Below are 12379 nucleotides of genomic sequence, written 5' to 3' on the forward strand. Positions count from 1 at the left end.
CTGCTCAGGCCACGCGGTACTGATCGTCGCGGGCGTCGGTGAGGAACATCTGGCCCGGTGCGTGCGTGATGGCGAACGGCGGGCGGGAGGCCATCACCGCCGCCTGCGGGGTCACTCCGCAGGCCCAGAACACCGGGATGTCGTCCGGTTCGGTGGCCACCGGATCGCCGAAGTCGGGCCGGGCGAGGTCGCCGATGCCGAGCGCGGACGGATCACCGCAGTGCACGGGGCTGCCGTGCACTGCCGGGAGCAGACTGCTCTCCCGGATCGCCGCCGCCAGATGCGTGGGCGGCACCGGGCGCATGGACACCACCATCGGCCCGTGCAGCCGCCCCGCCGGACGGCACTGACGGCTCGTGACATACATCGGCACGTTCCGTCCCTGCTCGATATGGCGCAGCGGTACACCCGCCCCGGCCAGCGCCCACTCGAAGGTGAAGCTGCAGCCGATCAGGAACGACACCAGGTCGTCCCGCCAGTGCCCGAGCACGTCCGTCGGCTCGTCCACCAACTCGCCGTCGCGCCAGACCCGGTAGCGCGGCAGATCGGTGCGCAGATCCGCCCCGGCGGCGAGCACGGTCGTCCAGGAACCGGCGTCCGTGACGTCCAGCACCGGGCAGGGCTTGGGGTTGCGCTGGCAGAACAGCAGCATCTCGTAGGCCCAGTCGGCGGGCACCGCGATCAGGTTGACCTGGGTGTGGCCCGCCGCGACCCCGGCGGTGGGGCCGGTCAGTCCCGCGCGGAAGCGGGCCCGGGCTGTCTCCGGGGTCCACGCGTGCGCGTGCTGGTCGACAAGGGGCAGGGCGCGGTCGTCGATGCGGTTCACACCAGCTCCTTCCCGCGCGTCTCGGGCAGCCCCAGCAGCGCCAGCGCCGCGAGACCGTAGCCGATCGCGCCGAAGACCAGCGCGCCGCCCACACCCCAACTGTCCGCCAGGAAGCCGACGGTGGTGGGGAAGACCGCGCCGACGGCACGGCCGGTGTTGTACGTGAAGCCCTGCCCCGTACCGCGCACGGCGGTCGGGTACAGCTCGCTCAGGAACGACCCGAAGCCGCTGAAGATGGCCGACATGCAGAACCCGAGCGGGAAACCCAGCACCAGCACGAGGGTGTTGGCGCCGCTGGGGATGTTCGCGTACGCCAGGATGCAGACCGCCGACAGCAGGGCGAACAGCCAGATGTTGCGCCGCCGGCCCAGCCGGTCGGTGAGGTAACCGCCCGTCAGGTAGCCGATGAAGGCGCCGGAGATCAGGAACGTCAGATAGCCGCCGGTGCCGACGACGGACAGGTCACGCTCCGTCTTCAGGTACGTCGGGACCCAGGTCGCCAGGGTGTAGTAGCCGCCCTGGACGCCGGTCGAGAGCAGCACGGCGAAGAACGTGGTGCGCAGCAGGCCCGGCGTGTCCGCCGTACCCGGCTGGAAAATGGCGGCAAACGACCCCTTTTGCGGGCTCTTCTCCCGTGCCGCGACCGCCTCGGGGGCGTCGTGCACGCGGCGCCGCATCCAGATGACCAGCAGCGCGGGCAGCGCGCCGGTCCAGAACATCACACGCCAGGCCAGATCCTCGTCGAGGAACGAGAAGACCAGCGTGTACACGATCGCGGCGAGCGCCCAGCCGACGGCCCACGAACTCTGGATCACCCCGAGAGTGCGGCCCCGGTGCTTGGCGCTCGCGTACTCGGCGACCAGGATGGCGCCGACCGCCCACTCGCCGCCGAAGCCCAGGCCCTGCAGGGCCCGGAAGACCAGCAGCGTCTCGTAGTTGGGCGCGAAGCCGCAGGCCACGGTGAAGACGGCGTACGTGATGACCGTGATCATCAGCGCCTTGACCCGGCCGATCCGGTCCGCGAGTACGCCCGCGAGGGCGCCGCCGATCGCGGACACGACGAGCGTGACGGTGGTGAACAGGCCGGTCTGGCCGCTGTCCAGGCCGAAGTAGGCGGCCAGCGCAACCATGCTCAGCGGGAGCGTGAAGTAGTCGTACGAGTCCAGCGCATAGCCGCCGAACGCGCCCGCGAACGCGCGGCGGCCGCGCGGGCCGAGGGCGCGCAGCCAGCCGAACGCGCCGTCGCCGTCGGTCTGTTCACCCTTTCCCGGACGGGTGTCGGCGGTCAGGGCCTGCGGTGGAGGGGTCGTGCTCATGTGCACCTCGCAGTGGGAGGACGGAGGGTGCTGGGGACTGAGCCGTGCCGTGCGGAAGCTTGGCGGCGCCGCGGTGAGGGAAGGGCAGCGCCGTTCGTAGCAAGGTAGAGGATCGTTGAACGATCCCTCAATACTCATGTTGTTTCGTTCTTGTATCTGCGGTTGAATTCCGGGCATGGCAGAGCAGCTGACGGGGCTGGCCGACGATCGGGCCCTGCTGGGGCGCACCAGCACCGCCGAGCGGGTCTCGGACATCCTCAGGAGCCGGATCGCCGAGGGGTACTTCCCGCCCGGCACCCGGCTGTCGGAGGACAGCATCGGCGGGGCGCTCGGCGTCTCCCGCAACACCCTGCGCGAGGCGTTCCGGCTGCTCACCCATGAACGTCTGCTGGTGCATGAGCTGAACCGGGGTGTCTTCGTCCGGGTCCTGGCCGTGGAGGACGTCGAGGACATCTACCGCACCCGGCGCCTGGTCGAGTGCGCGGTCGTCCGAGGGCTCGGCGAGCCGCCGTACGCGCTCGACGCTCTGGCGTCGGCCGTGACGGCGGGGCAGCGGGCGGCGGTCGAACACGACTGGAAGGGCCTGGGCACGGCCAACATCCACTTCCACCGCGAGCTGGTCGCCCTCGCCGGCAGCGAACGCACCGACGAGCTGATGCGCAGCGTCTTCGCCGAACTGCGGCTCGCCTTCCATGTCGTGGACGACCCGCGGCGGCTGCACGAGCCGTACCTCACGCGCAACCGCCAGATCCTCCAGGCCCTTCAGGCGGGGGACAGGGGCGAGGCGGAGCGGCTGCTGGAGGTGTACCTCGACGACTCGCTCAAGCGGGTCGTGGAGGTCTACCGGCGGCGGGTCGGCGACAACGCGTAGAACCTCCTCGGGATCGGTGTGACCGGCCTGACGCCGGGCGGCATCTGCGTCGTTTGGGTCGTTGTCAGACCGAGGACCTAATCTGTGCACCGTGACTTCGCCTGCATCGACGGACAGTGTTCCGCCCCAGTTCAGCGCGGGGCCGCGCCCCGCCCTGGGTCCGGCCGCCGACGAGGGACTGGCGCGGCGGCTGCGCGCGCTCGCCTGCACCGCGCCGCTGCACGACCTCGACGCGCGCAAGGCCAACCTCGCGGGTGAGTACTCGGTCTACGGCATGGCGGAGGTCGCCCTCGCGGCCATCGACCTCGTCACGCTGAACATGGACTTCGATACCGGCGCCGACCACGACCAGGTGGTGACCCGGCTCGTCCCGCGCATCGCCGCTCAGGCCCCGCAGCGGCCGACCGCCGAGCACGAGCGCGTCGCGCGCTGGGTGCTGGAGAACCTCATCAACGTCGGCAGCGTGGACCGCGGATTCCGCGCGGTTTACGGCACCTTCGCACCGGATGGGACATATGTCCGGCGGGACTACGACTTCAAGCTGATCGAGGAGGTGCCGGGACCCGGCGGCAGCGTCTACCTCCGCACGACCGACGAGGCGGTGAACGTCCTCGTCGGCGCCCTCGACACCGATGTCACCAGCGCCCAGATCGCGGCCGAGGTCAAGCTGGAGGTGCTGATCAACCGCGGCCGGCTCGCGGACGCACAGCTGGCGGCCGAGCAGGCGCGCTACCGCACCGTGCAGTACTCGGAAGTGCTTCGCAGGGCCCTGGAGGCGACCCGGCGCAACGTCCGCGCGGTGGACTGGCTCAGCACCGTTCCCGACATGATCGCCGAGGCGCTCGACCACGTCGCCGACCGGTACCGGCACGAGAACGCCATCCTCACCAACATCCGCAAGGCCCGGGACGAGTCCGAGGACCCCGAGCACAAGCGGCGGGCCGCCGAGCTGGTCGACATCGTCAAGGACTGCATCCGGCGGCACACACAGTTGCAGTCGCGACTGCTGGAAGCCGGGCCGCTGTTCCGCGCCGAGCAGGACCGGCAGGCCTTCGCGGCGCCGATGTCCACGGCGGGGATAGACCTGTACGGGCATCTGGTCGCGCCGGTGCTGCCGTTGCCGCTGGATCAGGCGATCCGCGTCACGGACGCGTTCTTCGCCCGGGGGACCGGACTGCGCACGCCGGTGTCCGTCCGGGTCGGGGACCTGGTCGACATACTGCTGACCCCACCGGTGGAGCGGGAGCACCTCGGGGCGGAGATGCCGGAGCCGGATCTGATCGCCACGCCGGACGACAGCCGGTTCAGCGAGGAGCAGTTGGCCGCGGCGAACGCCCTGCTGGACCTGCCGGCGGACGCGCCGCGGCGATTGTCGGGGCTGCTGGCCGATGCGCGCCGGATGGATCCCGACCTGCCGTATCTGGTGGCGTTGATGGCGGTCCACGCGGCCAGTCCACCGGTGGGGACGGCCTATCGGCAGGGGGAGGAGAAGCTGTTGTTCTCCGTGGACGACGGGACGGAGCTGGACGATCCCGAGTTCGGCGGGGCCGACCTGATCGTCGGCACGGCCCTGCTGGACGCGGCGGGAATGACAGCGGACCGGACGGAGACCGCGTGATGATGTCTGAGGAGTTGCAGTCGTGAGCGAGCACGTTGAGCCGGAGGGCGCCGGGACGTCGGGGAGCGCCGCCGTCACCCCGGCCGACGCCGCCGACGCGGCTCGGCTCGTCGCGTTCGGGTTGCAGCCGAAGCTGCTGCCCGCGCGCGATCAGGAGTACGCCGATCTGCTGCGGCGCTACCGGGAGGACCCCGCGTTCGCGCGGCTCGCGGACGCCGTGGCCGCCGGGCTGGGCCTGATCGTGCTGGAGGTGTCCCCGCGCGCGGGCATGGCCGTGACCGCCGCCGAGGACTCCGTGTTCGCCGTGCGGATGGGCGACTACGCACGCCGTACGGCCGCCGACTCCGGCGACCGGTTCCTGCACGGGCTCGCGCATCTCGCCGTCGCCGCCATGGCCTTCCCGCGCCCCGAGGACCTCGCCGACGACGGGTACATCGGCCGTGTGACGGTCAACGGCGTCGACGCCTTCGTCCGGCAGGCCTGCCGGCGGCTGGAGGAACGGGCGGCCGAGCAGGGGGAGAACACCGACCCCGCGACCGACGCGCCCGGGCTGGAGGCCGCCTGGCGGATCTGGGTCAGACGCAGCGCCACCGGTGCCACCAAGGACGCGCGCCGGCTCGCCGGGTCCACGACCGGGATCGTCGGCAAGGCCGTGGCCTTCCTCACCGACTCCGGGTTCCTGCAGCGGACGGGGGACGACAACGGCGGCACCTATCGGACGACCGCCCGCTATCAGCTCCAGGTGCGTGACATGGCCGGCAGCGCGGCCATGGCCGAACTGCTGGAGCTGGGGGTCGTCCCGGTGACCGACGGCACGCCGACGCTGCTGCCCCCGGAGGACGGCGACGACCTGGAGCTGGTGGCCGACGCCGGACTGCCGTTCCACTCCGCCTGAAGCCCCACCCCGCGCCTGAACTTCCCCGATCTGCTGAAGACTTACGAGAGTCCGCCATGTACGAGCTGTCCCGGGTCCGCCTCTACTCCATCGGGCCCGCCGGTGCGCGCTACGCCGACACCGTGCTTGACCTGCGCGGTGTGGGCGAGCCCGTGCCCGATCCCGCGCCGACGCAGGCGGAGTTCTTCGAGGAGGAGCCGGTCGGCCCGCCGCGCCGGCCCGCGCCGGCCGGGGTGCTCTTCCTGGAGAACGGCGGCGGCAAGTCCGTGCTGCTCAAGCTGATCTTCTCGGTGATGCTGCCGGGACACCGGAACACGCTCGGCGGCGCCAGCTCCGGTGTGCTGCGGAAGTTCCTGCTCGCGGACGACTGCGGGCATGTCGCACTGGAGTGGCAGCACGTGCTGACCGGCGAGTGTGTCGTCGTCGGCAAGGTGAGCGAGTGGCGCGGGCGCCAGGTCTCCAACGACCCGCGGAAGTTCGCCGAGGCCTGGTACTCCTTCCGGCCCGGCCCCGGGCTGACCCTGGACAACCTGCCCGTCGCCGAGTCCACCGCCGTACGGCCGCCCGTGGAGGGCCAGTCGGGCGCGCAGGGGCGGCGCCGCACCATGAAGGGCTTCCGGGACGCGCTCACCGAGGCGGGCAAGGCGTATCCGCACCTCGAAGTGCACTGGGAGGAGATTCACGAGCGCTGGACCGAGCACCTCGGCGACCTCGGCCTCGACCCCGAACTGTTCCGCTACCAGCGGGAGATGAACGCCGACGAGGGTGAGGCGGCCGGACTCTTCGCGGTGAAGAAGGACTCCGACTTCACCGACCTGCTGCTGCGCGCGGTCACCGACACCCGGGACACCGACGGACTCGCCGACCTCGTCAGCGGCTTCGGGAACAAGCTGGGGCGGCGCGCCGAGCTGATCGCCGAACGCGACTTCACCGCCGGGTCGGTCGACCTGCTCGGGCGGATCGTCGAGGCCGCCGAGGCACGGGCACGCGCGCGTGACATCCACGCCGGGGCCGAGCGGCGGACGCGGACGCTGGCCCGGCGGCTGTCCGCGCGCGGCGCCCAGGAGCGGGTGCGGGCCGCCGACCTCGCCCAGCGGGTCACGGCCGCCGCCTACGCCGTGACTCACGCCGAGTCCGCGCGTGAGCGCAGCGCCCTGATCGCCGCCGAACTCGCCTACCGGCACGCTTCGTTGGCCCTCGCGGCGGCCGAGAAGTCAGCGGCCGCGCAGAAGCGTGAGCTGGCCGACGCACGCACCCTGCACTCGGCCTGGCAGGCCGCCGAGGCGGTACTGCGCCACCGCGCCGCCGCCGACCGGGTCACGCGCGTGGCCGCCGCGATCCAGGAGGCCGAACGGGACGCTGCTCCCGCGCTCGCCGCGCGGACCAAGGCCGCCGTGGATCTCGTACGGGCCCTGCACGCGGCCGCGGCGAGCGCCGAGACGCTCGCCAACGAGGAGGAGGCGCGGTCAGCCGCACTCCAGGAGGTCAGCGACTCCGCGTACCGGGACTCCACCACCGCCGCCACCGAGGCGCAGCGGGCCCGCAGCGAGGCCGGGCACCTGCGGCAGCGCCTCACCGAGGTCGAGCAGGAGACCGCTGAGGCGGTGCGCGCGGGCTGGCTCGACGACAGCGCCCCCGACGCCGACCCCGCCCGCGCCGCCCTCGCCGCCAGCGACGCGGAGAAGTCGGCGGTGGCGGCCTGGGACACGGCCCGTGAGGCGTCCCGCCGGGCGGGCGAGCATGCGCGCGAGGCGGCGTCCGCCGAGTCCCGGGCCGAGCTGACGGCGGCCCGCGCGGCGGACGCGGCGACCGCGGCGGAACGGGCGTACGACGCCGAGCGGCGGACCGCCGAGTCGCTCGCGGCGGAGGAACGGCTGGCGGAGCTGCTCAGCCTGCCCGGCTCGGGCGGCAGGGCGGCCGCCGGTGTACCGGCGCCCCGCGCGGGCGCCGACGCCGCGAGCAAGGGCACGGCCGGGCGGCGAGGCACGGAGCAGGTCATGGCCCCCGCCGACGGCCGGGCTGGGCGGCAGGTTGTGGAGGACTTCGCGGCGTCCGCCGACGGTCGGAGCGGGCGGCGGGGCGTGGAGAACCTCATGGCCGCTGCCGACGACGGCCGGGCCGGGCGGCAGGGCGTGGAGAGCTTTGCGGTGTCCGCTGACGGTCGGGGCGGGCGGCAGGGCGTGGAGAGCTTCGCGGTGTCTGCTGACGGCCGGGCCGGGCAGCACGGCGCGGAGAATCTCACGGCCCCCGCCGACGGCCGGGCCGAGCAGCACGGCGCCGCGGACCACGCGACCCCCGCGGACCACGCGACCCCCGCCGACGGCGCAGCCGACGCCCGCGCGCGTGCCACGCGCCGCGCACGTGCACCCCGGCCCCACGCCGAAGGCCCCCTCACCCCCGAGGAACTCGACCGTTTCGCCGACGAGTTGCGTGAGCTGCTCGACGGCGCCGTCTCCTCGGCCGAGCGGCAGCTGTTCGACCTGCGCACCGCCGCCGCCGACGACGCCCGGATCCTGGGCGCGCTCGGTGACGGTGGCCTGCTGCCGCCCGGCCCGGATGTGCTGGCGACCGTGGAGTTCCTCGGCGAGCACGGCATCCCGGCCCTGCCCGGCTGGCGCTACCTCGCGCAGGCCGTCGACCCCGCCGACCACGCGCGCGTGCTGGCCGCCCGGCCCGAGCTGGTGGACGGCGTCATCATCACCGACCCGGCCTCTCACGCACGCGCGCGGGAGACGCTCGGCGACGCCGCGCTGCTGCCCCGGTCCGCCGTGGCCGTCGGTACGGCCGCCGCCCTGCTCGCACCCACCCCGGCTCCGGACGCCGGAAGCGATGGGGACGTCTTCCTCGTACCGCCGAACCCCGCCATGCACGACGAGCACGCCGCCGACGAGGAACGGCAGGCGCTGCGCGCGCGGGCGACCGAGCGGGACGAGGAGATCCGCACGCTCGCGGCCCGGCTCGGCAAGGACCGTGAGCTGGCCGCGCGACTCGCCTCGTGGCGTACGGGCTGTCCGGCCGGGCGCCTGGTGGAGCTGGCGCAGGCCGCACGGGACGCGCGCGCGTTCGCCGAGGAGGCCGAGGCCGAGCTGGCCGAGGCGCGGGCCGTGCGAGCCGAGGCCGAGGAGGCCGCCGCCGAGGCCGCGCAGGTACGTGAGGAGCGGCAGGAGGCCGCCCAGAAGGCCCGCCGCTCCGCCGACGCCCTCGCCGGGCTCGCCTTCCGGCTGCGCGAACGGGCCGGCTGGCAGGTCAAGCTGCGTGAACTCGCCGACGAGGCCACCGAGTCCGAGGCCCGCGCCCAGACCTGCCTGGAGCGCGCACGCGCCGCCGACGAGGACCGGCGCGCAGCCCAGCGCGCCGCCGACGACGCCCGCCGCACCGCGCGTGCGCTGCGCGCCGAGCGCTCCGAGATCGCCGGCGCCCCCGACGACGTACCCGAAGACGACACGGACGCGCCCAAGGCGTCCCTGCCCGCCCTGCGGGAGGCGTACCGGGCGGCCTCCCAGGTGTACGAGAAGGTCGGCGTCGGTGCCGATCTGCGGGCCGAGCAGGCGCGGGCGGAGAGCGACGAGAGCGCGGCGCGCGCGGAACTGGACCGGCTGAGCAACAAGGTCCGTACGCGCGCGGAGCAGCTGTTGCAGTCCCCCGACGGGTCCGACGGGCCGTCCCGGCAGGCCGCCGCCGCGCGCGCGGAGGAGCTGGTGCAGCTGCTGGAGACCCGGATGTCCAGCGCGAGCGAGCAGCTCGGCCGGCTGCGCGGCGAGGCCGAACGGCACGCGCCCGAGGAGGGCGACGCGCACACCGAGCTGCCCGAGGAGCTCCAGCCGCGCGACGCCGAACACGCGCAGGCCCTGCTGCGCACGGCGACCGCCGAACTCGCCTCCCGCACCGAGGCGTTGGCCCAGGCCCGCGAGGCGCACGCCGAACTGCTCGACGCGCACCGCGCCGCCGAGGACGCGGCGAGCGGCTTCGACGAGATCGCCGCGCTGCTGCGCGACCTGCTGCGCGAGCACGCCGGGGAGGAGGAGCAGGAGGCCCCGGAGCCGTACCCGGGCAGCCTGGAGGACGCCCGGCAGTCCGCCGCCGAGGCCCGCCGGTCGCTGCGCGGCTGCGCCGCCGACCTGTCCGCCGCCGAGGCCGCCGTGCGCGAGGCGAGCGACATCCTCGTACGGCACGCCAACTCCAGCCGCTACGAGCAGGTACGCACCCCCGCCCGCCAGCAGATCCGCGAACTGCCCGCGTCGGCGCTGCCCGAACACGCGCAGAAGTGGGCCGACGCCTTCGCGCCCCGGCTGCGGGTCCTCACCGACGAGTTGGAGCAGCTGGAGCGCAACCGGGACTCGATCGTGGACCGGCTCCGAGGGCTCGTCGAATCGGCCCTGGCCACCCTGCGGTCCGCCCAGCGGCTCTCCCGTCTGCCGGAAGGCCTCGGGGAGTGGTCCGGGCAGGAGTTCCTGCGGATTCGCTTCGAGGAACCCGACCAGGCCACCCTCACCGAACGCCTCGGCGAGGTCATCGACGAGGCGACCCGGGCCGCCGTCAAGAAGAACTCCGACCTGCGCCGCGACGGTATGTCCCTGCTGCTGCGGGGCGTGGCCGCCGCCCTCCAGCCCAAGGGCGTCGCCGTCGAGATCCTCAAGCCGGACGCCGTGCTGCGCGCCGAGCGCGTCCCCGTCGGGCAGATGGGCGACGTGTTCTCCGGCGGCCAGCTGCTCACCGCGGCCATCGCCCTGTACTGCACGATGGCCGCGCTCCGCTCCAACGACCGGGGCCGCGCCAAGCACCGGCACGCCGGCACCCTCTTCCTCGACAACCCCATCGGCCGCGCCAACGCGACGTACCTGCTGGAACTCCAGCGGGCGGTGTCGGACGCGCTGGGCGTACAGCTCCTGTACACCACAGGCCTGTTCGACACGACCGCTCTGGCCGAGTTCCCCCTGGTCATCCGCCTGCGCAACGACGCCGACCTGCGGGCGGGCCTGAAGTACATCAGCGTGGAGGAGCACCTCCGACCGGGGTTGCCGCAGCAGCCCCAGGCCGGTGAGGTGGTGCACAGCGAGATCACGGCGACCCGGATGTTCAAGAGGCCTGCTCAGTAGTCCGCCTTGATCAGATCGGCGCACTTCTCGCCGATCGTCATCGTCGTGATGCACGGATTGACGGTGACGAGATCCGGCATCACCGACCCGTCCGCCACCCGCAGCCCCTCGACCCCCTTGACCCCCTTGACCCGCAGCCGCGCGTCGAGCGGGGCCGAGGGGTCGTCGTCGGCGCCCATCCGCACCGTGCAGGACGGGTGGTAGACGGTGTTGTGGGTCTTTCGAACGGCACCGACCCGTAGTTGGAGTATCAGATCCGTCCGGTCAGGCCCGGTTCGGTGTCGTAGGAGATGCCCGCCTCCCACCACTGGCTGGACCTGGTGGGCATCGGCTGCCGCGCATCCCAGCCGGCCCGCCGACAGGAACGACAGGAACCGCACGGCGCCCACCATGCCAGCACCACACAGTCGCCGGGGCGCAGATCGGTGACACCCTCACCGACCGCCTCGATCGTGCCCGCCGCCTCATGGCTCAGCAGAAACGGGGGACGCCACCACACCGGACGGGGGCGGCTTCCTCGCGCGGCGCGGTACGAGTGGGAGGGGCACACGACCGCCGTACTCGCGGTGGACCGTCCACGGCCGTTCATGCGCGTACGACGCGAACTCGTGCGCGGGGCGGGGAGGGGAGGGTGGGGGGCTGCATCGCATAGCGATTGAGCGCATGCCCCGTACCGCCTGTGCGGGCCGACCCAACGCGACCGGCCGAGCCCAACCGGCTCAGGAATGCGACAACTGCCCAGCCCCGCCCCGCCCGCGTATCCGCTCCTGTGCTCGCTCGGCGGCCCGTGCCTGCCGTCGGGCCCGGCGCCGTTCGCGGCGCAGCGCCCGCGCGGTGCTGCTCGGTACCGACACCACGCCGTTGCGCTGGTTCCACACCTGACGTGTCACCCACACGTCGAGCACACTCCATGTGGCCACCACGGTGCTGGCGATACTGCTGAGCACCATGGGGAACGCGAGCCAGGACCCGGCCAGGGTGCACAGGAACGCCACCATCGCCTGTATCAACGTCACGGCGATGATGAGCACCGCCCGCACCGCCGAAGTGCGCACCGGATCCGGCAACCGCCGCCGCTTCGCGGGCTCCTCGATCCACAACGGCCGGTAATACGGCCGCTCTTGGGACGCAGCCGGCTCAGCGGGCCGCGCGGCGCCCTCGGATGCCGCCACCCCTCCGGTACCTGCTTCAGCCGCCCCTTCGCTCTTCCGCGTCGCCAGCTCCTCGTCCGCCACCGTCAGTCCGACCGCCCGAATGTCGCGATCCGGCACCTTGACGCCCCGCCGCGCCGTCATGTGCGCGACCGCACCCGTGCCGGGCGCCTCATGCCGCTCCGCCGTGCCCATCACCGTGTCACTCCCCACCGCCAGCAGACCGATCCGCCCCAGTCCGAAGACCTGACTCCCCAGTGGCTGCCCGGCTTGCGCTGATTTACGCCCCGGGGTGCAGGATGCGGCTCCTGTGGCCGATTCCGCCCCCATTTCCTGTAGAGAAGGACGAACGGGACGCCTCGAAGATTCCCAACTGGCGCAAAATTCCGGCCAAACACCCAGACTTGCTGACCGGATCCGGCTTCACGAGCGCCGCCGGATTCGAGGCGGTAATCTCCCGCAATGACCGGACAACTCCCCACGATCGCCAGGCGTGTGGAAGCTCATGTTCCGGAACTTCCTTCGAGTTACGGGTGCGTCGGTAGTAGGCTCGCGCCGTTTGTTGACGCACATGTGTACCCCCTGCCGGTGGGGGGTCGAGCTGGG

7 protein-coding genes and 3 pseudogenes are annotated in these 12379 nt (G+C 73.0%); 5 read left to right on the forward strand and 5 right to left on the reverse strand.

The window, feature by feature from the left end; translation table 11 throughout:
• Positions 1-4 precede the first annotated feature (4 nt).
• Complete coding sequence (locus HJD23_RS36255) at positions 5-826, reverse strand: putative hydro-lyase (protein WP_171111234.1); 822 nt, start codon at positions 824-826, stop codon at positions 5-7.
• Entirely contained in the window at positions 823-2142 is a 1320-nt protein-coding gene (locus HJD23_RS36260) for an MFS transporter (RefSeq protein WP_171111232.1), read from the reverse strand. Before HJD23_RS36260 ends, HJD23_RS36255 begins: the two co-directional genes overlap by 4 nt.
• A gap of 175 nt (positions 2143-2317) precedes the next feature.
• Here HJD23_RS36260 and HJD23_RS36265 point away from each other — a divergent pair, with 175 nt between their 5' ends.
• The 4 genes from HJD23_RS36265 to HJD23_RS36280 all read left to right on the forward strand — a co-directional run bounded on the left by HJD23_RS36265 (position 2318) and on the right by HJD23_RS36280 (position 10622).
• Positions 2318-3013: a GntR family transcriptional regulator gene (locus HJD23_RS36265; RefSeq protein ID WP_171111230.1), complete on the forward strand. Its 696-nt coding sequence runs from the start codon at positions 2318-2320 to the stop codon at positions 3011-3013.
• A 91-nt stretch (positions 3014-3104) separates the two neighbouring features.
• Positions 3105-4631 carry a hypothetical protein gene (locus HJD23_RS36270; RefSeq protein WP_171111228.1) on the forward strand — a complete coding sequence of 509 codons (1527 nt, stop codon included), beginning with the start codon at positions 3105-3107 and terminating at the stop codon, positions 4629-4631.
• Between the two features lie 22 nt (positions 4632-4653).
• Positions 4654-5526 carry a hypothetical protein gene (locus HJD23_RS36275; RefSeq protein ID WP_171111226.1) on the forward strand — a complete coding sequence of 291 codons (873 nt, stop codon included), beginning with the start codon at positions 4654-4656 and terminating at the stop codon, positions 5524-5526.
• A 56-nt stretch (positions 5527-5582) separates the two neighbouring features.
• Positions 5583-10622 carry a hypothetical protein gene (locus tag HJD23_RS36280; protein WP_171111224.1) on the forward strand — a complete coding sequence of 1680 codons (5040 nt, stop codon included), beginning with the start codon at positions 5583-5585 and terminating at the stop codon, positions 10620-10622.
• Here the strand turns inward: HJD23_RS36280 and HJD23_RS43145 are convergent.
• Positions 10616-10968 (reverse strand): annotated as a pseudogene (locus tag HJD23_RS43145) (GMC family oxidoreductase); the annotation flags it as partial. The gene HJD23_RS36280 and the pseudogene HJD23_RS43145 sit on opposite strands and share 7 nt — an antisense overlap.
• 6 nt (positions 10969-10974) lie before the next feature.
• Positions 10975-11211 (reverse strand): annotated as a pseudogene (locus tag HJD23_RS44805) (alcohol dehydrogenase catalytic domain-containing protein); the annotation flags it as partial.
• Here HJD23_RS44805 and HJD23_RS44360 point away from each other — a divergent pair.
• Positions 11147-11281 (forward strand): annotated as a pseudogene (locus HJD23_RS44360) (NAD(P)/FAD-dependent oxidoreductase); the annotation flags it as partial. The pseudogenes HJD23_RS44805 and HJD23_RS44360 overlap by 65 nt on opposite strands.
• A 60-nt stretch (positions 11282-11341) precedes the next feature.
• Here the strand turns inward: HJD23_RS44360 and HJD23_RS36295 are convergent.
• Entirely contained in the window at positions 11342-11968 is a 627-nt protein-coding gene (locus tag HJD23_RS36295) for a hypothetical protein (protein ID WP_171111222.1), read from the reverse strand.
• Between the last annotated feature and the right edge of the window lie 411 nt (positions 11969-12379).

Origin of the sequence: Streptomyces sp. Z423-1, assembly GCF_013009255.1 — a bacterium.
Classification (GTDB): Bacteria; Actinomycetota; Actinomycetes; order Streptomycetales; family Streptomycetaceae; genus Streptomyces; species Streptomyces gossypiisoli.

Bases quoted from the DNA above. Each gene is read 5' to 3' on its own strand.
- HJD23_RS36260 (WP_171111232.1), bottom strand. From the start codon at position 2,142: ATGAGCACGACCCCTCCACCGCAGGCCCTGACCGCCGACACCCGTCCG.
- HJD23_RS36265 (WP_171111230.1), top strand. From the start codon at position 2,318: ATGGCAGAGCAGCTGACGGGGCTGGCCGACGATCGGGCCCTGCTGGGG.
- HJD23_RS36280 (WP_171111224.1), top strand. From the start codon at position 5,583: ATGTACGAGCTGTCCCGGGTCCGCCTCTACTCCATCGGGCCCGCCGGT.
- HJD23_RS36295 (WP_171111222.1), bottom strand. From the start codon at position 11,968: ATGGGCACGGCGGAGCGGCATGAGGCGCCCGGCACGGGTGCGGTCGCG.